The sequence below is a fragment of the Rhodococcus sp. MurmanLake-1 genome (assembly GCF_056945715.1).
Window position 1 is genome coordinate 38,613 of the sequence record NZ_JBWZNF010000005.1, and the last position, 20,731, is coordinate 59,343.

The window sequence follows — 20,731 nt, forward strand, 5'->3', positions numbered from 1 at the left end:
GTTCTCACATCCTGAAGACGCCGAAGCGCGTAGTTCCGTGATTGCGGGGAAGCATGGACAGCGCGAGTGAAACCCAGGATCGCGTGTCGACCGGGTCGACGATCGCGTCCACCCATAGCCTGGATGCGACGTACACCGACTCGCCCTGCCGGTCGTAACCTTCGCGTATCGGCCGTTTGATTTCCTCGATTTCCTCTTCCGTGAGCGGAGTTCCGCGTGTGCGCGCAGATTCGATCTTCATCAATGCCATCACCGACGCTGCTTGCTCGGAACCGACCACGGTGGTCTTCGCGTTCGGCCACACGGCCATGAAGTCAGGACCTATCGAGCGTCCGCACATCGCGAGGTTTCCCGCCCCGTAGCTTCCGCCGATGACGATGCTGAGCTTGGGAACCCTGGCGCAAGCAACGGCATTGACCAGTTTCGCTCCGTGTTTGGCGATACCTTCCGCTTCGTACTGCTTCCCGACCATGAATCCGTTGACGTTGTGCAGGAACAACAATGGGATGTCTCGTTGTGAGCACAGTTCGACGAAGTTCGCGGCCTTGAGGGAGTCCTCCGAAAAGAGCACACCGTCGTTCATGATGACCCCGACGGTGTACCCCTCGATGTGGCCGGTCCCGCAGACGATGGTTCGGCCGTAATTCGCTCGGTACTCGACTAATTCGCTGGCATCGAGCAGGTGGGCCAGAACGTCGCGCGCGACGATCGGGGTTTTCGAGGAAGCCGGGATCACCGTGTCGAGCGATTCGGGGGAGTGAAGAGGTGGTCGCGGAGATCGTGACGGCGCCCGTACCTCCCGTCGATCACCGCGGGCGACGATGTCGGCGATCATGCTCAGAGCCTCGATGTCGTCGTTGGCGATGTGATCGACGACGCCGCTGATCACCCCGTGCACGTCGGCGCCGCCGAGCTCTTGCGGTTCGACGTCGACACCGGTTGCAGCCTTGACCAACTGAGGGCCGCCCAGATAAACGGTGCCGGTACCGCGGACGATGACGGTCTCGTCGCACATCGCTGGGATGTATGCACCTCCAGCCGTGCAGGAACCCATGACCGCTGCGATCTGAACGATGCCGTCCGCCGACATTTCGGCGATGTTCTTGAACATCTCGCCGAAATGGTGCTCGTCGGGGAAGATCTCGTCCTGCATCGGAAGGAAAACACCTCCGGAATCGACGAGATAGACACACGGCAGCCTCAGCCGACGAGCGACGGATTGCAATCGCAGTTGCTTCTTGACGGTCAGCGGGTAGTAGGTGCCGCCCTTGACGGTGGCGTCGTTCGCGAAGATGGCGCAGAGTGAGCCGCGGATGAGCCCTACGCCCGTGACCAGACCAGCCGACGGGAGTTGCTCGTCGTACACCTCGAATCCGGCAAGTTGTCCGATCTCGAAGAACGGGGACTGCACGTCGAGAAGAGCATCGATGCGTTCGCGAGCGGGCAATTTGCCGCGAGCCCGGTGCTTGGCGACCGACCGCTCGGGTGCCCCGTGAACGGACAAGTGTTGCGCGTCCGCAACTCGCTCGCGAATTTCCTTGTATGCCAGTAAGTTCTGCTCGCGGGTACCGGGGTCGAGTTGTGCGGTGCGTTCAATGACGGGCATGGGACGTACCTACTGTCGGTTCGGAGGAAGCTGTGCGGAGGGAGAATACGAGCGCAGTCGCTGCTGCAGTGATCAGTGCGACGATTGCCGACCACACGCGTTCATCGGATGCGAGAGGTCCGACTACAGAGGCGATGCCGGCAATCCCCTGCTGTACGAGTCCGCAGTACGCGACGGCGATGGCTCCGCCTTCAGCAAAATGCGTCACTGCTGATGCTGCCGAGTTCGGGAAGAGAAGTGATTGCCCAAATGTCAGTGCGATGTATCCGAGCAGGAAGACCGCGAGCAACGGCGTGGAACCGAGTGGGGGATACCAGCAGAGCATGAGGACGAGGCCGGCAAGCAGCATGCACAGCGCACCTCGACGCATCAATTTCTCTGAACCGACGGCTGTGGCCCTTCGATTGACGTAAAGCGCGCCGCTGAAGTAGGCGGTTCCGTAGAGGATTCCGAAGGCTCCGAATGCCCACGGTTGCAAGTCGAATCGATCGCTGAACAGGAAGGGACTCGATTGCTGCACCAGGACTATCGCGCCGAAACCCAGGCCCCCCGCAATGGCTGGTTTGTAGAACTGGGGTGTCAGGACTATGGCATTCCACCGAACAACGCGTTCGTTGTTGTCGCGGACTGTGGTGTTCTCGGTCCTCAGTGCCACCGCAGCGAGTGCTGCTCCGAGTACTCCGAGCACGCCGAAGCCGGTTCGCCACGAGGTGAACGACGCAAGAGCGCCGCCGATCAGTTGGCCACCGCCCAGTGCCACCACAAATGCCATCGACAACAGCGACAATCGACTAGCCAACTCCGAACCGGTGAACTTGTCCTTCACCATCATTCGCACGATGATGGCCGCACCCCCTGCTCCGATGCCTTGAACGATCCGGCCGATCAGTAGTACGGCGGCGCTCTGGACCAAAGCCAATGCAACGCAGGCGATCACGAACAATACCAAGCTGGACAACAGTGCCGTCCTGCGTCCGAGTCGATCTGCCAACCGCCCCCACACGACCACTGGAAGTGCGGCACTGATCACGAAGAGTGTCACAGACCACTTCACCACGGAATCTTCGATGCCCAGATCCGTCGCGATCTTCGGCAGTGAAGGGAGGTAGATGGTCGTGGCCATTTGTGCTGTCAACACGACGGCACAAGCCAGAGGTGTCACTGCGACAGTGCGGTCGTCGCTCATTCCGTGACTCTTCGTAGGACGTCGGCGAAGCGCTCGATCGTTGCATGTGGAAGGTCCGCCCGAAGCATCAGTCTCAGCCCGGCTTTGCCCCGGCCGATGACAGGGAAGAAGACCGCCGATGTGTAGAAACCGCTAGCCAGCAGTTTCTGTGCTGCGGTGATGGTTTGTTCTTCCTCGTGGAGCGTGACGAAGCGGATCGGGAGTCCATCGCCCGATGCCGGCGTGTCGACGAGCGAATCGAACAGTTCGACAACCGTGCGGAGTTGCCGCTGCCGCTTGTCGACCTCTCCGCTGCGGTGGAGCTCCACGGACGCCGCAATAGCACCCAGCCCGGCTACGTTCACACGCTGCGACCACGTCAACGGGCCGCCGTAGCGAAGTGCGAGATCACGATTTCGACTGCCCCCGTTCCGACCGAGTGCGATCGCGCCGCCGGAAGCACCGAATCCCTTGTTCAGTGATGTCAGCAAGAATGTTCGATCATTGAGGCTGCCGATGAGATCCAGGACCGCGCCACGCCCGTTGTGTCCGATGACCGAGGTGCTGTGCGCCTCGTCGAGAACGAGAATCAGTCCGTATTTGGCCTGTAGTGCAAACAGTTCGTTCAGGGGCGCCTTCCCGCCTGTGCTGTAGACGGTGTCCGCCACGTATGCCACCTGAGAATTTGTTCGGCAGAGACTTTCGAGTTCATCGACGTCGTCGTGCCGAATGGTCACGATCGTCGTTTCGTCGGCGACGCTCGCCTTCATGGCATTGAGGCAGAAGTGTGCGTTCTTGTCGAACACCATGAGGGGAGGTTCACCGCCGGTGAGCAACCCGGACGCAACGAGGGGGAGCAAACTCCACGCAGCGTTTGCGGCGGATCCGAGGGTGAGCACATGTGCGTCAAGCAGTTCGCTCAACGCGGCCTCTGTGTCGTCGAGAAGGCTGGAGTGGACTCTCATCCGCGAGATGGAACTGTTCAACGTTCGTTCGCGCTCGAGAGCGGCGATCGCACCCGAACGAATTCGGTCGTCGGTGTCGAGCCCCAGATACGAGTACGTGGAGAAGTTCTCGAATTCGTATCCTTGGATCGTCCGGTGTTCGAAACCTGCGACGCGATCGGCGGTGATGTCGGCCAGACCCTCACTGACTGCGCGATCCCAGAATGGGTTGCTCAAATCAGCAGCACGCCTGAGGTTGGAGTACAGATTCCTATCTTTCAAGCTCTCGGCAACCGTCATTTCGCGGCTGGTCCCTTCACTGGATTCGATAGCGGAATTACTGCGTTGATGCGCTGAGATGCATCATCGTCAGTTGACATCGCTCATTGAGAACGAAAGACAATTCGATGTCAAGCATTACGGATTCGAGACGCCGAGAAAAAGGAAGAAACCCCATGGTTTGGAACTAGTTGAATCTGTAACTTAAGGCGTTGTTGCAGTTCAGTGACGGTGATGATTTATCACGATTTCCCGTGATAAATCGGATAATGTCGTGAGTCACAGGCTTGTGTGCGCTTCCACGTGATGTCCGAAGCATATTATGATCCGCATGCGTCAAAGGGTTGGCACGGAAGCGATAAGGCTTCTGTCTCATATTTTTCGAGGATCTCGTGGAGGTTCGGCAATCAGGCAATTAGGCGATCGTGTATCTGGAATCGATTTTCTTGTTAATGAATTTCAAGACGTGTTAGGTTCGCTTATCGAATTCTTTACTCGTTGGATGGATGATCCGGCAATGATTCATTCTCGTCGCGACCACTTGCCGCGCAGAAGCATCAGTGCGGTAAGGGTGAGGCCCCATCCGATCGTGGACAGTGCGACGCCGACGCCTGCCTGTCCGGTGACATCAGTACTGGCGTCGATACTGCATGCTGTGGTGAATCCCGCAGCCGTGCCGGCAGCTGCAGTCAGGCCGCCTGCCTTCATCCACCGCGACCGATGCGCGGAAACGAAACACGCGAGGATCACCGTTAATCCGCAGGCAAACACCTGCCAGGGAGGAAACTGCGTCGGGGCAGGCAGGCCGGGGCCGCGGAATCCGCCTTTGTAGTCGGCTGACCAGCTGAGCCAGCCCACACAAGACAGAAAGCCCAGCGCAAAGGCCAACAGACCGGTGCGCCACAGTCCGAGTGGGCCGGATCCCGTGCGCCCGGGGTCGAGGGCGGTCGTGGAGTGCTCCACGCCAGTTCGTTCCGAACGCCAGATTGTCCAGATGATGCTCGCGCCGATAGTTGTGGGCACGCCGACGAAGATGAATGCAATCCAGAGAAACTGCGGCCAGGAAAACTCGAGATCGACAGTCATGATCGGAGTATGCGCGAACTTCGAATCCTGTGCGCCCATCTACCGATCTGGCGAGTTGCGGGTCAACCCTCCTCGACCTTCTCCACATGTGTACTTGTCGGGTCCAGGTCGATTTTCCGTGCGTTGATCAGTCGAAGCCTGGGCACCGGATCGCCCGTGGTGTCGTCGATCAAGATCGAGTGTGGCTCACCGTCATCGAAGGCGTGGCGCTCTCCCCATTGCCGCAGGCTCGTGATCACGATGAACAGATCCATACCGCGTTCGGTCAGGATGTACTCGTTGCGGGTCCCTTGTTCGTTCGGTCGGACTTCGAAAATTCCTTGCTCGACAAGGGTTTTCAGCCTGTCTGTCAAGATATTCTTTGCGATGCCCAGGTTTCGCTGAAACTGACTGAATCTCGACAACCCGTCGAAGGCGTCTCGCACGATCAACAGCGACCATCTGTCGCCGATGATGTCGGCCGCTCGGGCTGTCGGGCAGTGCGGGTCCGTCCATTGTGTGCGATCAGGCATCGGGTCCTCGTTGGTTGCGTTTTGAAACTGTATTGACGTAGTCTCCAAATGGTATCAAAACGCAACCGAATTGAGGTGGAAGTGACTGCACGTCATGCTGTCGAGAACGCACGGGGCAAGTTCAAAATGCCTCGTGGACTTCGCTTGTTGCTTGCGGTGCTCTGCGGGGTCTCGGTAGCCAATATCTACTACGCACAGCCGCTCCTCGGGCAAATCGGTTCAGATCTTTCCATTGCTCCGGCCGGCCTCGGCTTCGTCGTGGCACTCGCCCAACTCGGTTACGTGGTGGGGTTGATCGTGTTGGTGCCACTGAGCGATCTCGTGAATCGCAAAAAATTGATCGCAATCCAGATCGTCTCTGCTGCAACAGGAACGATGCTTGTTGCTCTTGCCACCACGAATCTGCAACTGCTGATCGGGATGGCTGTCGCAGGCACGTTCTCGGTCGTCGTTCAAGTCGTAGTCGCCTACGCTGCGGCAATCAGCGACCCAGATGAGCGGGGCGCAAACATCGGTGTGATCACCAGCGGCGTTGTCGTCGGCATCATCCTCGCTCGAACTGTCGCCGGCGCAGTTGCGGATCTGGCAGGCTGGCGGGCTGTCTACGCGGGATCCACCTTGATTTCGGTCCTGATCGCGGCGCTCGCGTTGACGATGCTGCCGAAAGACCCTCGTTCGCACTCGGATCGGGGTTCGTACGTGGGTGCAATGGGATCGGTCGTGACATTGACTCTTACGAACCGACTATTTCGCACGAGGGCTCTGATCACCCTGTTCCTGTTCGCGTCCTTCGGTGCGCTCTGGAGCGGTATGGCATTACCACTGAGCGAGGAGCCATGGCGATTGTCGACCACACAGATCGGGCTCTTCGGAATCGCCGGATTGGTCGGAGCATTGGGCGCGATCGGTGCCGGACGTTGGGCCGATCAAGGCAAAGCCCAACGCGTCACCGGGGCGTCGTTGGTCGTTCTCTTGCTGTCGTGGGTTTTCAACGCGCAGGCGACGCACTCGCTGGTGTTACTCGTAGTCGGTGTTGTTGCTTTGGACTTCGCCGTGCAGGCTGTTCATGTCTCGAGCCAGAACCTGATCGTCGCGGATGAACCGGAATCGGCCGGGCGGACCATCGGTAGTTACATGGTGTTCTATTCGTTGGGCAGCGCGGCTGGGGCGGTTTCCACCACTATGGTTTTCGACGCGGCAGGGTGGGGCGCTGCAAGTATTCTCGGCGGCGCCTACGCGTTTGCAGCCTTGATCGTGTGGACGGTCGATCGATTGCGGACCCGCAACACCCTAGGGAGTTGGGAGCCACGTCCTGGCCGCGACGACCAAGGCGTTCACGCCGATGGTCAGGGTCGGCTCGATCACGGGAGCGTAGTGCGGGGAGTGGTTCGACGGCACGGTTCGCAAAGCCGGATCGGTCATGTCACCTGTCGTGAACAGTGAAGGGTCGGTACCGCCCAACAACCAGTACGACAGTGGCGCACCGGCACTGGTCGCGAGAATGCCGACGTCTTCACTACCTGCTCCCGCACCGGGATCGAGAATCTTGTTCGTCCCCAACCATTCGGCGAAGGCATCGAGTGTCTTGTCCAGCGCCGCCGGGTCATTGACGACGATCGGAAAGTGCTCCGTCTCGGTGATGGTCGGTGGGGTGGGAGCGCCGGCGGTGGCCGCTTCGCCCTGGACGATGCGGTCGACGCTATCCAGGATGCGCTGACGCACAACTGCGTCGTAGCTGCGGATGTTGAGTTGCAGTTCTGCTTCGCCGGGAATGACGTTGGCGGCATCTCCAGCATGGATGGAGCCGACGGTGAGGACAGCTGTTGCAGTACTCGGGACCTCGCGTGAGATGACAGTTTGCAAACGCAACACGGTTTCGGCCGCCATGACCACGGGATCGACCGAGTTCTCCGGCATAGATCCGTGGGCGCCCTTTCCGACCAGTCTCACACGAAGTGAGTCCGATCCCGCATACGAGGGGCCGGCGTGCCCGGCGATCGTGCCTGCCGGTAGCGGCGATACGTGTTGGCCGAGAACGATGTCGGGCTTCGGGAATCGCTCGAACAGTCCGTCGTCGACCATGGCTTGCGCACCCGCGCCAAGTTCCTCCGCCGGTTGGAAGACGAGGACAAGAGTGCCGGACCAGGTCGTCGTGTCCTGCGAGAGGATCCGGGCTGCACCGAGTAAGCAGGTCGTATGCAGGTCATGGCCGCACGCGTGGCTGACCGAGACGGTCTTCCCCTGATCGTCGGTCGTTGTCACGGTGCTGGCGTAGTCCAATCCGGTTTCTTCCCGAACCGGGAGGGCGTCCATGTCCGCACGCAGCAGCGCTGTGGGGCCCGCTCCGTTCTTCAGGACTCCGACGACTCCGGTTGTCCCGACGCCGGTAGTCGTGTCGAATCCCAGTGCTGTCAAATGTCCTTCCACCAGACTGGATGTTCGATGCTCGTGAAATCCAAGTTCCGGGTTGCCGTGGAGGTCTTTGTACAGGTCGATCAAATCCAGATCCACTGCGATCGTTTCGTGCACTGACGAGGTCATGAGAGTCCTCTCGGTAGCGTCTTTTCAGGCTAACCGGGATGACGGGTCGGTAAACAGGACCTTAGGCCCCACCGCGTCCGCGATGCGGAGTTCTGGTGCTACGGCACGTAGAACGATGCGACACCTGGGGTGATGATGGATCCGGCCACAGACGTCACGGCGACAGCGACTTGACCGGTCCCGGTCTGCACGATCGCCCCTGCCGGGACTCCGTTCAGACCGTCCGAGAGACGAGCGGAGCCGGAGACCCCGGTCGAAAGGTTCAGCCAGCGCACTTCGGACGAGAGCAGGCATCCCCAGCGGTCTTCCTTGCCCCCGGTGATCGTCACTGTGCCGGGTAGTTCGCCGACTACAGCTACGCAGCGGACCGCCGGCGCGTCGAAGCTGCCGTTCGGGTTGCCGTACGGCGCAGGGTTGATCTGGAATGGAATGGTCACCGCAGCGGATGCGAGCGCTACCGACGTCAGAGCCGACGTGATCACGACGGATGTGCAGACGCTCAGTCGGCGAACGAGATTCATCACGGAGGCCTCCAGCCATATCCAGGCGATTTGCTTATTCCCCGACATAACGTCTTGGTCGTAACTTCCCTTCTTGCACCGCCGCATTGAAGACGACAGCCTCACCATATCCGGTTGCACAGGAGAATTCAGGTACTCGTCGCTATTCGATACCTGTAGCGGCCTCAGATGCCGTCCGTCGAACCGCTCGAGGGGATCAGAACGCGCGGATTCAAGATGTTGTTGGGGTCAACAGCGTTCTTGATGGTCCTGTTCAGTTTGCTGACGACGGGATCGAGCGAGTTCGACAAGCGATCTCGTTTATCTTGTCCTACACCATATTCTGTCGCTGCGAATCCGCCCAGAGTGCTCACGAGTTGATAGATTTCTTGTCGCGCCGCGGAGGCGGATTCAGCGGCGGCCACGTCTCCGATGGGGTAGTTGAGGACTGGGTGCGTGAGCTCGTCGGCTGCGTGGGTGTAGCTGACGATGGTGGTGCTGTAGCGCTTCGCGATGTCGGCTATACCGTCGGTGAGCTCGGGGAGTCTGTCGATGGGTACCGCGACGTCGTCGCCGATGACCACCCCTTTCTGCTCGAAGGCTTCGTAAACGGCATAGCGGGGGCGGATGAACAGTTCGCCTTCGTGAGGGTCGTCGGTAGCGTATGTAGCTGTGGCTCGATGCTTTTCGCAGAGAGTGCTCATCAATTTCATCTCTGTCTCTGCGCCGTTACCGGCGTCGGATCGCCCGATCAGGAGTGCTCCGGCATCGGTGTCCAGTTCCATGTTGAGGAATTCTTCCGCCACCTTGATCGCTGCGTTGTCGAGGATTTCGAGTTCTGAAGGGCGTATTGAACTTGTGATATCTCGGGCAGCGGCAACTGCGTCGGCCATGAGTGGAAAGAAGGCCACCAATGTGTGGGGAGTCGGAGGCTGAGGGATGAGTCGCAGCGTCAGTTCGGTTATCACACCGAGCGTTCCTTCACTGCCGACGAATAGCTTGGTCAACGCAAGCCCTGGGGTGTCTTTGATCCGTTTTCCGCCCAGTTCGGCGACGGATCCATCAGGCAGCACAACCGTCATGCCCAGGATGTAATCACTGGTGACGCCGTATTTTATGCAGCACGGTCCGCCTGCGTTGGTGGCGGCATTACCGCCGATGGAACAGATTTCATAGGACGACGGGTCTGGTGGATAGTACAAACCTTCGCGCGCGGCAACAGCCTTGACGTCATTGGTGATTGCCCCTGGTTCGACGATCGCGGTTCGTGACGAGACGTCCACTCGAATAGATTTCATTCGCTCGAGGCTGAGGGTGATAGCGCCGTCGACGGCGGTGGATCCGCCGACGACGCTCGTGCCGGCGCCCCGTGGAATGACCGGGACATTGTGACTGTTGGCGAAGCGCAAGGTCTCCTGGACATCTGCCGTCGTCGAAGCACGTACGACGGCGATCGGAGTGCCGGCTGCGGGATCGAAACTCCAGTCCTGCCGATAGGACTGGAGTAGATCTGGATCTGTGATCATCGCACCCGGCGACAATCGTCGGGCGAGCGTGTTCAAAGCGTCGACATTGACCATGATCTGGCTTCAGCCTTCCGATCCGAGATGTGAAACTCATTGTGTCCAGGGCATGTCCGTGGACCTAAGAGTTGAAAGTTAGTATCTCGAGTGCGGTTGAGATCCACCGAATGTGGCGTACGTCATATGTTGCTGAGGTCGGTCAGTACCTGATCGAAGGCACCGGTACGTCCAGGTGTCACTACCTTCTGAAACAGAGTCAGGACACACTCGTCAAGGGTGTCCGTTGCTGTGAGGGTTCTTCTGGTGACGATACTTCTACCGGACCATCGCCCACGTTCCATGTGAGCCAATGCGATTCCGTCACGTCGGGCTGTTGCCTTTCGGCCCGATGAATGAACGAAGAGGTATCTTCTGCCCGCGATATCGACTTCGCACAGCTTGTTCTTGCGGCGCATGGCCTTGGGTCTCTGGTCGATCAGAGTCCCGATCGTTCCGTCGGACAATCGAAGTGATGCAGGTCGGCCTTTGCGGAATGTGAGCCTTGGTCGATCCTGCTCGGCTGTTGACGATTTCCTCTTCCGCCCGCCGGAAACGCTCTCCAATTCGTCGTCGGGTGCGGGAATCAGTTCGCCTTGGACGCTCCCCGACGGATCGAATATCGATACGGCCGAACCACCTTCGGCAAGGTTCACGAACCAGCCGGTCTCTGTAGGGGTGTTCCATTTCATGTAGATGATTATTCTTCATCGGTGCCGAGGATCATCAGCAGATAGTCCGAGACGAGGATCGCGGTCAGGATTCGACAGTCACCTCGACGACGCCATCGTCGCCGTTGAAACGAACCGCCGGCCAGTACCCGTCCATGAAATGCAAACCGCACGAGTCTGTCAGACCAAGGACGACGTGGTTGTCGGGAAAGACCTCGACGGACTCGAGCACCAAATCGCGCAGTGCATCGATCACTTCGCCTCGTGACGGAGCTTCTTCGCTGAATTCGTTGACAATCGCTTCGACAGCCAGACGATGAAGAGCCTCGTGCTGGTCGAAGACGTGGCGTAAGCGGGGCAGCATGCCGCGTACGGTGTCAGGCTCGAGTGAGTGGGCGATAAATCCGACGGCTCGCCCGTCGAGGTTGCAGGTCAGGCTGTAGAAGTCGTCGTCCAATCGCTCACCGTCGGACAAGATGTAGTGCCCGCGGACAAGGGTGCCGAGCGCTTCGTCAGTGATGCCGAAGCCGGAGTCTGTCGTCACGAGAGCAGCCTAAAGGTCGACGAGGGCAAGGCGTAGTTCTGCTGAGACGGCCACAACGTCCGAACCGTGGCAGGAGCTGTTTTTCGCCAATCCACTCGCAATGTCCCGCTGACTGGGCATCCGGAACCTTCTGCGCCGCGACTGCCTTAGCGTTCTACGTCGATAACCACGTGAAGGGATTTGTTCAATGGCTAAGAATCAGGCACCCCCCGCGACACAAGCCAAGGACATCGTTGTCGATCTATTGGTGATCGGGTCCGGTACCGGCATGGCTGCCGCCCTCACCGCGAACGAACTCGGCTTGTCCACGCTGATCGTGGAGAAGACGCAGTACGTCGGCGGTTCGACGGCGCGGTCCGGTGGGGCGTTCTGGATGCCTGCCAACCCGATCTTGGCGAAAGCCGGTGCGGGCGACACCGTTGAGCGAGCGAAGACATACGTGCGTTCGGTGGTCGGTGATACTGCCCCTGCCCAACGAGGAGAAGCATTCGTCGACAACGGTGCGGCCACTGTCGACATGCTCTACCGCACGACGCCCATGAAGTTCTTCTGGGCCAAGGAATACTCCGATTACCACCCCGAACTGCCGGGCGGTAGCGCCGCCGGACGTACCTGCGAGTGCCTGCCGTTCGACGCGTCGGTACTGGGAGCGGAACGCGGTCGTCTGCGCCCCGGTTTGATGGAAGCCGGACTGCCGATGCCGGTGACGGGTGCGGATTACAAGTGGATGAACCTGATGGTGAAGAAGCCGAGCAAGGCTTTTCCCCGCATCATCCGCCGCCTGGCGCAAGGCGTTTACGGCAAGTACGTCCTCAAGCGTGAATACATCGCGGGCGGTCAGGCGCTCGCCGCCGGACTGTTCGCCGGTGTGGTCCAGGCCGGTATCCCGGTGTGGACGGAAACGTCGTTGGTTCGCCTCATCACCGAAGATGGCCGCGTAACGGGTGCAGTTGTGGTGCAAGACGGACGTGAAGTGACGGTGACCGCTCGGCGCGGTGTCGTCCTGGCAGCCGGCGGGTTCGACCACAACATGGAGTGGCGCCACAAGTACCAGTCGGAGAGCCTCGGTGAGCATGAGAGCCTGGGCGCAGAGGGCAACACCGGCGAAGCGATCGAGGCAGCACAAGAGCTCGGTGCAGGTATCGGATCGATGGATCAGTCCTGGTGGTTCCCCGCGGTGGCAAGCATCAAGGGCCGCCCGCCGATGGTGATGCTCGCAGAGCGTGCGCTGCCCGGCTCTTTCATCGTCGACCAGACCGGTCGTCGATTCGTGAACGAGGCGACGGACTACATGTCGTTCGGCCAGCGCGTGCTCGAACGGGAAAAGGCTGGCGATCCGGCCGAGTCGATGTGGTTTGTTTTCGACCAGGAGTACCGCAACAGCTACGTGTTCGCAGGCGGTATCTTCCCCCGCCAGCCGCTTCCGCAGGCGTTCTTCGAGTCGGGCATCGCGCACCAGGCGAGCAGTCCGGCCGAACTCGCCCGAAAGGTCGGTCTCCCCGAGGATGCGTTTGCCGAGTCCTTCCAGAAGTTCAACGAGGCCGCTGCTGCAGGTAGCGATGCGGAGTTCGGTCGCGGCGGCAGTGCATACGATCGGTACTACGGCGACCCGACAGTGTCCCCGAACCCGAATCTGCGCCAGCTCGACAAGAGCGCCCTCTATGCGGTGAAGATGACGCTCAGCGACCTGGGCACCTGCGGCGGTGTGCAGGCGGACGAGCATGCACGCGTGCTTCGTGAGGACGGCAGCGTCATCGACGGCCTGTACGCGATCGGCAATACCGCGGCCAACGCATTCGGTCACACCTACCCAGGCGCCGGCGCGACGATCGGCCAGGGGCTGGTTTACGGATACATCGCGGCCCATCACGCAGCAGAGAAGTAGCTCAAACCGTAGATGCACTAGCTAGTAGATCGACCTGACGGGAGATCAGCGCGCGTTTCCGATGCCGGAACGTGCACTGGTCTCCCGTTCGGCGTGTAGCAGCAATGCCAGCTGTATGTCCCATCTCGGTAACGCTGACGTGCCGGGTGACCGAGGCGCGGTATCGTCTCCAGAAGTGATGTGAGGCACTGATTTTTTCACCAGATGCCGTGGAATGAAGTGGCGCCTGATATCGACCGGTCGGGTCGAAAGCGCAAAAACAGGTACGTACCCAGGTAATTCAACCGTGGCGTGGAGCGTCGTGAAGCGACAGCGTATGAGGTGATTCCTCATCCGCAACGCAAGGATCTCCATGTTCCACCCCATTTCCGACCATCCGGGTAGACACCCACCCTGTCGATCTTCGAACGAAATGCCCTCAGTTCGGTCCGGCATTCGTAGTCCTCGATCAACGATCGATTCAGGCACTGCCTCGATGTAAAACCCGTATCTCCTGTGCTGTCACCAGGAGATACAGACCTGCGGGTCTATGCGCGCGATCGCGTTCGAGAGTGGTCACCGTACTTCTCTCCATGGCGCAATCCGAAAATTTCACTCCAACGGAGTCTCGGTGCGATGCACCGCGTAGCTCAGCACGTACTGAGTGCTGTCTGGCGGTAGAGCCTGCGCCGGCTCCGAGCACATCAGTCAAGGAAAATATGAGTAAGCACAGAAAACACAAGCCTTCCAGCACAAAACGATTCATCGCCGTAACTGCAGGACTGGGCGCCCTTGTGGGGGCCGGAGCAGTTGTCAATGCAGGTACCGCCGGTGCGCAGGGCTGGTCGGCGAGTTGCAGTTGGGAGTGGCCGGTAAGCGGATCACTTTCGCAGGGGTACCACGCGGGACATGACGGAGTCGACTTCGCTGTCAACGTCGGCACCGCGCTTCACGCGCCGACATCGGGCACGATTTCTGTTGCCGGACCCAATGATCCGGGTGGATACGGAACGTACATCCAGTTGGAAGCGGACAGTGGCGAGCAGATTCAGATGGGCCACCTCTCCGAAACCTGGGTCGGTGTGGGGCAGCACGTCGAGGTAGGCGACCAGATCGGGGCAACGGGTAACACCGGTAGCTCCACCGGTCCACATCTGCACCTCCGCATTCACAGTGGTGGCGCCGTCGATCCCATGTCCTTCCTGAGTTCGATCGGGGCGTGCGATACCGGGTCGAGTATCGTGCCCGCACCCGCACCCGCACCCGCACCCGCACCCGTGCCGGCACCGGAAGTAGCACCCGAATCCGCACCGGAACCGGCGCCAGTTCCCGTTGTCTACTCTGAGGCAGCCGAATCTGCACCGGTAGAGAGCATTCCGGAGTCGAAGGCTCCAGTGTCTGGCGAAGAGGTAGTCGTTGCGGCCGGTGATACGTTGTTCGACCTCGCTGCAGAGCGAGGTCTCACCTGGCAGCAGCTGTGGGACATCAATCCACAGATCGCCGATCCCGACCAGATCTTTGTGGGCGACGTAATCAATCTGTGAGAGTGGATAATTCGATACTGATCCTGGGATGAGTCAACGATTCGTATACGACCGGTTCCAGTACCCGAGTTAACTCCGAGTTCCAGTTGGTGCGCGTGAGCGCTGCAGCCGGGCCGTGCATTTCACGGTCCGGCTGTTTGCGCGCTCCGAGAAGTGATTCCTACCGAAGTGCTGATGCGTGGCGGTTCGCTTCTTGGGCAGCCACGGCCAATCGCGGGGGATCTTGCCGATACTATTGAGCCCGTGAACCGGTCCGCGATCACCTCCCTACGTCGACGTTGGTCAGATGAGGGCGTCGACAATTTACGGGCGCAGCTGCTCGATCAGTCGCGGATCGTCAAGCCGCCCCACACTCTCGTCTCCCCATGGGCGGAGACCGATGACGGGCTGATCGACGTGCGTGGCCTGACAGCGGGTAGCGGTGGATTGGACATCCGGTATCTCACGTTGGAACGGATTGATCTGAGTTTCGCTCGGGGTGCGATCTCCGTCTTCGAATCCGAACTATTCGACTGCCGTTTCGATTTCGTTGCACTGACCGGACAACCCCGTTTCAATCGCCGATTCGAACGGTGCAGTTTCCGGGGTGCCACGCTCTCGCGTCTGGCGCTCGGACCGAGGGTGGTCGATTGCGATTTCACTGGAGCCAAAGCACGCGGGCTCCGCTCCGTGCCCAATACTGTGTTCGAACGATGTGCATTCGACGACACAGACCTGCCTGGTGCGCAGTTCGCCGATACCTCTTTCGTGGAGTGCACTTTCGGCGGCGCACGATTCTCGGCGGCCACGAGTTTTGTGCGGTGTTCCTTCACCCGGACCGCTGTCGAGTTCTCCGAGGCGCGAGTGTCGCGAACAACATGTGACGGCACCGCGATTCCGGATCAATGGGCAGGTGAGGCTGATTCAGCAGTCGCACTGGAGCGGTATGCCGGTCGATATGCCCGAGCACTCGGCGTGGGGGACACAGAGGGTATGGCCCTCGATCCTGAAATGGATGATTCGTAAAGGGGGCAGATCGATGACTCGCGGGGTCACGTTCAGAACAGTATTCGGTGGACCGTCGGTGCCGCTCGACTTCATTGAGGAGTTGACTCGGCTCAGACACCGGCTGAGGGGCATCGCGATGCAGTACGACTTCGATCTGTTTGTTGTCGTTGGTGGCGACATCACCGTGGTGACCGATCCGACCGGGATCCGGCTTCCACGTGTGTTTCTGGGCAGGCGTACCGCTACGGCGCAGGTTCAGATGAACACTGACGACGTGATGGGGGTGTCCGATCCCCGCACATTTCTGTACACGACGATCCATGCGGCACTGACGGAACTGATCGCGCGTGTCTCAGACCGCGACAACGTCTTCGATGCGGACGGGGAGCGGGCGAAGATCGAGTTCTTGATCCTCGATGACAGTGGCGAGTGCGAATCAAAGCTGTGAAGGCAATGACAAATGCTGCGCTCCCAAATTCGTCAGGCTGTTGTCACTTTCTGGCATCAAACACTGCGGTGGGCCCAATGAATCCGGACATTCCGGCTATACGATGTGTGTATGCGTTGTAACCGTACGTGTCACGGGTGGCCGGTGTCGGCGCGCTTCGTCCTTGTTGTGTGAGTGTTTCGTCCCGCTCCGCCCATTTCGGGCGATTCTTCATCTAGCTGAGGTTGGTGAATCTTCGGCTTGCGTCGTGGAACGATCCTCAGGCTTCGCCCGGGCTTGACGACTGAATACGGCCTTCCGTCCGCCCGAATAGGCGGACGGAAGACCTCAATTCAGTTGCGGGTGAACGCACTCGGCGATCGCGGTCGGGTCTTGTCAGGGTTGAAATTCGTCGTTGGATGAATTCTCCGGCGAGCCGGCCGCGAGTATGCGCGTCCACCACCTTTGTCGCTGCGGATCTTCGTTCCAGACGACCGGTTCAGCCAGAGCTGCGGCGGGGGCCATGATTGGCGCGGGCATAGTGGACCTCCTGGATGAAAGGTTCTTGTACAGTCGATTTCGTGCCAAGCCGTTCAGGTCAGGCTTCGATCTGTCCCTGAGTTTCTGCCTCGGAGTTGGCAGTGCTGGACGGCGGCCCCGACGCGATTTCGATCCGCCGCGGTTTCGCCTTCTCTGCGATCGGCAAGCTCACGGTCAACACGCCGTTGTCGTACGAGGCGACGATCCGCTCGGAGTCGATGTCCTCACTGATGGACAGCTGCCTTCTATACGTTCCCGTGAAACGCTCACTGGCCAGCCACGTCACTCCATCTTCGGAGAGAGCACTGCGGTGCGCGGTCAAGGTCAGGGTCGAGCCATCTACCTGTACGTCCACCGATCCCGGGTCGACGCCGGGAAGATCGGCGTGAAGGACGTAGTGATCATCGATCTTGTAGAGGTCCATCGGCATGAAACGTGGACTTCGGTTGCTGCCGGTTTCGGTAGCAAGCAAGGACTTGGTGATCGCGTCGATGTCGGTGAAGGGATCGAAACGAAGCACAGCAACACACCTCCCGTATCGTCTAAGAAAGGCCACCGTCACCTCGACGGCGACCGAACTCACTGTGCGAGAACATGATAACCAACCGATCTGGCACTCTGCAACCTTGAGTGCCAGATTCTTCGACTGAACTTCGGCTAGATTTTCGGGAGCATCTGGGGGCGTGACTGTTCGGTGATCACGCGATCACTCGAGTCCTGCTGGATCAGGACACCCGGGTTGAGAAATCCGCAGATGCCTCGGTTCGATCCGACTCGAACGAGTGTGATGAAGTACCAGTCAGCTTGTGGTGCTGGCTATTTCGTTGAGAGCTCGTTCTACGGCTTGCGCGATCTTGCTTGCCGGAGGGAGATGCTCGGCATCGGTCTGGATTCCGATCCAGAATTTGTCGTTGTAGGACGCTGCTGTGAAGCCGATTCGAACATTGCCCGCCAACGGGCCGAGCGGCCAGAGTTGGACGAGCGCTGCCCCGTCGAGCGTGAGCGGACCGCGTGGTCCGTGAACATTGGACACCACTGCACCGATCATGTGCTGTCGCTTCGCGAATTTGTCGAAGATGCCGGCTACACGCGGCGACCGAAATGTTGTTCCTGCCGCACGTGCGGACGGTTTTGCGGCCGCAGTTTGCTTCGCGACGATTGCGACGGCACGTTCCAGGTCTGTTTCTTGAAGTGGGAGGTCGATGATCATGAATCCGACGGCGTTGCGTGCGTCTCCGATCGCTGTGACTGCGACGGGGACCGATACGGCGATCGTTTTCGGAATGGACTCGCCACGATCTTCGAGGATGAATCGCAGTCCGGTGCCCGCTGCAACGAGGTAGGCATCGTTCAATGTGCCTCCCACACTTTGCGCACCGCGCACGACCGGAGCGGTCCGGGTGCTGACGGAAGCGATGGATCTCGTGGTGCCGATTGTGCCGAGCAGTACCCGTGATCGGATCGGCCGATGTAGGAACGTCCCGATTCGAAATCGGAGGAGGTCCAGGGAACTGGCCTTCTGGGGGATGTGTGGCTCGGGGGAGTGGCCGGTTTTCGCCGTTGGTGGCGCCCCTGGGTCGGGTTTTTTCGAATCAGGCGAGGCGAACAAGCGCTCGAAAAGGTCGCTGGCACCGGCGCCGTCGAGAACCGCATGATGCACTCGAATGACGATGCCGCACTGACCAGTTCGAGCTACAGGAATCAATGCGATGTGCCACAACGGTCGGGTGGTGTCAAGGGGTTGCATCACAAGTCGACCACAAACCGCTTCGAAGTCGGGTTCGGTGGGACCGCGTTCCTCCAGTGAGACATGGAGGTCGACCTCTATGTTGCTTTCCGTCCACCACCATGACCCATGCCGCACAATCGGTCGTTGCCGCAACAACGGTTCCTGCGCGATCTGCGCGGCGAGTGTTCGGTGAAGATGCGCTGGATCCGGTCGACCGTCGCTGTCGACAAAGCCGCCCGGAGAGAGCAGACCGGCAATAGTGACCAGGTACGGCTGGACATCCACACCGAGCTGGAAGCTCGCAGCGTCGACGGGTGATATCGGCACGTCGGGTGTGGTGTCGACCATCTGCTGAGCCTAATCGAGGCGACACGGTGGACGGCGCTGGTTTCGGCTAGCGGATCACCAAGTCGTGGTCGGTGGCGCTGAGCGTGATCGCGGCAATGTGGTTTCCGCGCATCCAGTCCTGCACGAACGCGTTCAGAGCGGGGTTCGATGCCCGATCCGCGTACGCGTCCGACGGGATCTCGATTGCCCCGACGAGGTGGCGCGGATCGGCATCGAGGCCGGATGCGCGGGGAGTCATCCGTAGTCCGTCGGCGGTGTGCAGGACGACCGGAAGAACCGTGCCATCCGGTGCAGTCACGGTCGCGGTCCGGGTGGTGGCGACCGGGTCGAAATGGTCCACGTCCAGTCGGTATCCGGACGGTTGTGCGTACTGGCCGATCGCGTCGAGCATGCGCGGATCCACCACAGAGTACGGAAACCCGATGTCGATCAGAGTCTGGCCGTCGATGGCGCCGTCGCGGGCGGGCAAGGTCGTGGACAAGTGCCAGGGGGCAGCGGGGGACAGGGTATCCGTCGACCGGTCTGTCGGCGCGTTTTCGATCAGTGTGCCGAGGAGGGACGCGCCAGTCGGCGTGAACTCCCAAGCATCCCCGACGAGATCCTTGTGCCAGAAACCGGATTCGGCGCCGCGGCGGCCCTCGACACGCAACTCCCGCCGGTTCGGGCCGGGGCCGAGTGAGTGCACACTGATCGCGGATGTGACTTCACCGGGAATCTTGGGCTGGTGCACCCAGTCCGGTGCCGGAAGTTGGATCGCGGCGGTGCTGCGGTCCAGCGTTTCGGCCACGAGGTTGGGTGCCGACGGCTTGTCCGACTGATCTTCCCAGCTGTAGCGGAAGAAGATCGAGTCCGATCCCGAAGAATCGAAATCAAATGTGCGGGTGTACATGTCGCCGTACTTGTTCATCACGAAAGTGGTTGATCCGGCCGCCGACAGCGAGTCCGCCTGGAATCGCCCGCCGAGCGGGCCGCCGATCTCGTAGCTGTCGTCGTTGGGCAGCCACGGGTCTGCGTAAGTTATTCGGCTGCCGTCCGCGGTCAGCGTGGGGATCATCGTCATCTTGGCGAGTCCGACGAAGTGAATCCGTCCTGCGATGTCGGTGAAAGTTTGATTGTCCCAAGGCGACGAGACGCTCAGCGCCCACCCGTTCGGCCGGTCTCCCGGAAGTTGTCGGCCTGGACCACTCCAGAGGGGCGCGCCCCACGCGGAAGTCCAGTTCCACACGAGCGGGTCCTGGGAGGCGTTGTCCATCGTGTAAACCCAGCCGTTGTCGTCGACTGCGACGAGTTCGTCGTCGTCCAGTGATATCCCGACCAGTCGTCCACGTAGGCATTCGGGCATCGGCACGAAACGCCATGGCTCGGTCGTTGGTTCGCCGGGTGCCCGCGGACGAGCGAGTAAGTCGTGGTCGACCAGTGCAAAGTCCCAGAATCGATTGAATTGGGTTGTTGGCGTGCGCATCTCGATGGAAGACGGGGTGGCCGTGCCGTTGAACAACGGAAGGTTTTCCAACCCGACTCGTCCGCCTCCCGAGGGTGCGCCGGGTGGCAGTTGGGCGGTTCCGAATGGTACGCAACTGGCCGGCCCGGTTTCGGTGGGCGTGGCTGCGGAGAGGGGAGTGGACCACAGCAGGCCGGCGGCGAAGAGGATGCCGACGGTCGACAGTCGCGATCGGTACGGGTGCGAAACTCCACTCGCGGTCTCGTTCACCGTCCGATTGTCGCATGATCGGCACGTTGAATCTGCGGATTGTGAGGTTTGTCCATCTGTGTCGGTTGCGGCGAGAGTGCCGATCGCTGCGTTGGTTGTTGTGAGTGGAACGAGAGTGCTTGTACTGCAAAAGTATTCGCCGTGTATCTGAGTTTGCCATGACCTGCAGATACG

At 60.2% G+C, this 20,731-nt stretch carries 18 protein-coding genes and 1 pseudogene; 5 read left to right on the forward strand and 14 right to left on the reverse strand.

From position 1 onward, the window contains the following. Nucleotides 1-4: 4 nt before the first annotated feature. From AC2ETI_RS15420 to AC2ETI_RS15440, 5 genes are all read right to left on the reverse strand, one after another. The gene (locus tag AC2ETI_RS15420) at nt 5-1,606 is read right to left on the reverse strand and encodes a carboxyl transferase domain-containing protein (RefSeq protein ID WP_020968690.1); all 1,602 of its coding nucleotides are present in this window, start codon (nt 1,604-1,606) and stop codon (nt 5-7) included. Continuing rightward, entirely contained in the window at nt 1,593-2,792 is a 1,200-nt protein-coding gene (locus tag AC2ETI_RS15425) for an MFS transporter (RefSeq protein WP_020968691.1), read from the reverse strand. The genes AC2ETI_RS15420 and AC2ETI_RS15425 overlap by 14 nt, the downstream gene beginning before the upstream one ends. Continuing rightward, on the reverse strand, nt 2,789-4,015 hold the full coding sequence (locus AC2ETI_RS15430) for an aminotransferase class I/II-fold pyridoxal phosphate-dependent enzyme (protein ID WP_020968692.1): 1,227 nt from the start codon (nt 4,013-4,015) through the stop codon (nt 2,789-2,791). The genes AC2ETI_RS15425 and AC2ETI_RS15430 overlap by 4 nt, the downstream gene beginning before the upstream one ends. 501 nt (nt 4,016-4,516) lie before the next feature. Further along, entirely contained in the window at nt 4,517-5,119 is a 603-nt protein-coding gene (locus AC2ETI_RS15435; RefSeq protein ID WP_483634100.1) for a hypothetical protein, read from the reverse strand. 23 nt (nt 5,120-5,142) lie between these two features. After that, nucleotides 5,143-5,592: a winged helix-turn-helix transcriptional regulator gene (locus AC2ETI_RS15440; protein WP_197941431.1), complete on the reverse strand. Its 450-nt coding sequence runs from the start codon at nt 5,590-5,592 to the stop codon at nt 5,143-5,145. Between the two features lie 126 nt (nt 5,593-5,718). On the opposite strand from AC2ETI_RS15440, the pseudogene AC2ETI_RS15445 reads away from it, so the two are divergent. Next, nucleotides 5,719-6,825 (forward strand): annotated as a pseudogene (locus tag AC2ETI_RS15445) (MFS transporter); the annotation flags it as partial. Nucleotides 6,826-6,882: 57 nt separating this feature from the next. On the opposite strand, the gene AC2ETI_RS15450 reads toward AC2ETI_RS15445, so the two are convergent. The 5 genes from AC2ETI_RS15450 to AC2ETI_RS15470 all read right to left on the reverse strand — a co-directional run bounded on the left by AC2ETI_RS15450 (nt 6,883) and on the right by AC2ETI_RS15470 (nt 11,407). Next, nucleotides 6,883-8,133 carry an amidohydrolase gene (locus tag AC2ETI_RS15450; RefSeq protein WP_019747511.1) on the reverse strand — a complete coding sequence of 417 codons (1,251 nt, stop codon included), beginning with the start codon at nt 8,131-8,133 and terminating at the stop codon, nt 6,883-6,885. Nucleotides 8,134-8,231: 98 nt separating this feature from the next. Beyond that, nucleotides 8,232-8,654: a hypothetical protein gene (locus tag AC2ETI_RS15455; protein ID WP_029537826.1), complete on the reverse strand. Its 423-nt coding sequence runs from the start codon at nt 8,652-8,654 to the stop codon at nt 8,232-8,234. A 164-nt stretch (nt 8,655-8,818) separates the two neighbouring features. After that, nucleotides 8,819-10,213 carry an FAD-binding oxidoreductase gene (locus AC2ETI_RS15460; protein WP_080910141.1) on the reverse strand — a complete coding sequence of 465 codons (1,395 nt, stop codon included), beginning with the start codon at nt 10,211-10,213 and terminating at the stop codon, nt 8,819-8,821. Between the two features lie 122 nt (nt 10,214-10,335). Continuing rightward, a complete protein-coding gene (locus tag AC2ETI_RS15465) occupies nt 10,336-10,884 on the reverse strand; it encodes a hypothetical protein (protein ID WP_030535912.1) in 549 nt (182 codons plus the stop codon). Between the two features lie 64 nt (nt 10,885-10,948). After that, nucleotides 10,949-11,407 (reverse strand): hypothetical protein, encoded by a 459-nt coding sequence (locus tag AC2ETI_RS15470; protein ID WP_483634101.1) that lies wholly within the window; start codon nt 11,405-11,407, stop codon nt 10,949-10,951. A 187-nt stretch (nt 11,408-11,594) separates the two neighbouring features. Between AC2ETI_RS15470 and AC2ETI_RS15475 the strand changes: the two genes are divergently transcribed. The 4 genes from AC2ETI_RS15475 to AC2ETI_RS15490 all read left to right on the forward strand — a co-directional run bounded on the left by AC2ETI_RS15475 (nt 11,595) and on the right by AC2ETI_RS15490 (nt 16,250). Further along, nucleotides 11,595-13,292: a 3-ketosteroid-delta-1-dehydrogenase gene (locus AC2ETI_RS15475; RefSeq protein ID WP_020906521.1), complete on the forward strand. Its 1,698-nt coding sequence runs from the start codon at nt 11,595-11,597 to the stop codon at nt 13,290-13,292. A 698-nt stretch (nt 13,293-13,990) separates the two neighbouring features. Next, a complete protein-coding gene (locus AC2ETI_RS15480; protein WP_483634102.1) occupies nt 13,991-14,815 on the forward strand; it encodes a peptidoglycan DD-metalloendopeptidase family protein in 825 nt (274 codons plus the stop codon). 243 nt (nt 14,816-15,058) lie between these two features. Further along, nucleotides 15,059-15,820, forward strand: a complete 762-nt coding sequence (locus AC2ETI_RS15485; protein WP_021333876.1) for a pentapeptide repeat-containing protein — start codon at nt 15,059-15,061, stop codon at nt 15,818-15,820. A 13-nt stretch (nt 15,821-15,833) separates the two neighbouring features. Further along, on the forward strand, nt 15,834-16,250 hold the full coding sequence (locus AC2ETI_RS15490; protein WP_030535916.1) for a hypothetical protein: 417 nt from the start codon (nt 15,834-15,836) through the stop codon (nt 16,248-16,250). 375 nt (nt 16,251-16,625) lie between these two features. Here AC2ETI_RS15490 and AC2ETI_RS15495 read toward each other — a convergent pair whose 3' ends face one another. The 4 genes from AC2ETI_RS15495 to AC2ETI_RS15510 all read right to left on the reverse strand — a co-directional run bounded on the left by AC2ETI_RS15495 (nt 16,626) and on the right by AC2ETI_RS15510 (nt 20,557). Continuing rightward, on the reverse strand, nt 16,626-16,769 hold the full coding sequence (locus AC2ETI_RS15495) for a hypothetical protein (RefSeq protein ID WP_019747498.1): 144 nt from the start codon (nt 16,767-16,769) through the stop codon (nt 16,626-16,628). A gap of 58 nt (nt 16,770-16,827) precedes the next feature. Then, nucleotides 16,828-17,289 (reverse strand): Hsp20/alpha crystallin family protein, encoded by a 462-nt coding sequence (locus tag AC2ETI_RS15500; RefSeq protein WP_031331751.1) that lies wholly within the window; start codon nt 17,287-17,289, stop codon nt 16,828-16,830. A 279-nt stretch (nt 17,290-17,568) separates the two neighbouring features. Continuing rightward, entirely contained in the window at nt 17,569-18,846 is a 1,278-nt protein-coding gene (locus AC2ETI_RS15505) for a wax ester/triacylglycerol synthase domain-containing protein (RefSeq protein ID WP_483634103.1), read from the reverse strand. Between the two features lie 46 nt (nt 18,847-18,892). Further along, nucleotides 18,893-20,557, reverse strand: coding sequence for a hypothetical protein (locus AC2ETI_RS15510; protein ID WP_019747495.1), 1,665 nt, complete (start codon nt 20,555-20,557; stop codon nt 18,893-18,895). Nucleotides 20,558-20,731 lie beyond the last annotated feature (174 nt).

Excerpts from the sequence above, each read along its gene's own strand:
- AC2ETI_RS15480 (WP_483634102.1), top strand. The coding sequence starts at position 13,991 with ATGAGTAAGCACAGAAAACACAAGCCTTCCAGCACAAAACGATTCATC.
- AC2ETI_RS15455 (WP_029537826.1), bottom strand. The coding sequence starts at position 8,654 with ATGAATCTCGTTCGCCGACTGAGCGTCTGCACATCCGTCGTGATCACG.
- AC2ETI_RS15495 (WP_019747498.1), bottom strand. The coding sequence starts at position 16,769 with ATGCCCGCGCCAATCATGGCCCCCGCCGCAGCTCTGGCTGAACCGGTC.
- AC2ETI_RS15425 (WP_020968691.1), bottom strand. The coding sequence starts at position 2,792 with ATGAGCGACGACCGCACTGTCGCAGTGACACCTCTGGCTTGTGCCGTC.
- AC2ETI_RS15440 (WP_197941431.1), bottom strand. The coding sequence starts at position 5,592 with ATGCCTGATCGCACACAATGGACGGACCCGCACTGCCCGACAGCCCGA.
- AC2ETI_RS15475 (WP_020906521.1), top strand. The coding sequence starts at position 11,595 with ATGGCTAAGAATCAGGCACCCCCCGCGACACAAGCCAAGGACATCGTT.
- AC2ETI_RS15435 (WP_483634100.1), bottom strand. The coding sequence starts at position 5,119 with ATGGGCGCACAGGATTCGAAGTTCGCGCATACTCCGATCATGACTGTC.
- AC2ETI_RS15450 (WP_019747511.1), bottom strand. The coding sequence starts at position 8,133 with ATGACCTCGTCAGTGCACGAAACGATCGCAGTGGATCTGGATTTGATC.
- AC2ETI_RS15430 (WP_020968692.1), bottom strand. The coding sequence starts at position 4,015 with ATGACGGTTGCCGAGAGCTTGAAAGATAGGAATCTGTACTCCAACCTC.
- AC2ETI_RS15420 (WP_020968690.1), bottom strand. The coding sequence starts at position 1,606 with ATGCCCGTCATTGAACGCACCGCACAACTCGACCCCGGTACCCGCGAG.
- AC2ETI_RS15505 (WP_483634103.1), bottom strand. The coding sequence starts at position 18,846 with ATGGTCGACACCACACCCGACGTGCCGATATCACCCGTCGACGCTGCG.
- AC2ETI_RS15460 (WP_080910141.1), bottom strand. The coding sequence starts at position 10,213 with ATGGTCAATGTCGACGCTTTGAACACGCTCGCCCGACGATTGTCGCCG.
- AC2ETI_RS15465 (WP_030535912.1), bottom strand. The coding sequence starts at position 10,884 with ATGAAATGGAACACCCCTACAGAGACCGGCTGGTTCGTGAACCTTGCC.
- AC2ETI_RS15490 (WP_030535916.1), top strand. The coding sequence starts at position 15,834 with ATGACTCGCGGGGTCACGTTCAGAACAGTATTCGGTGGACCGTCGGTG.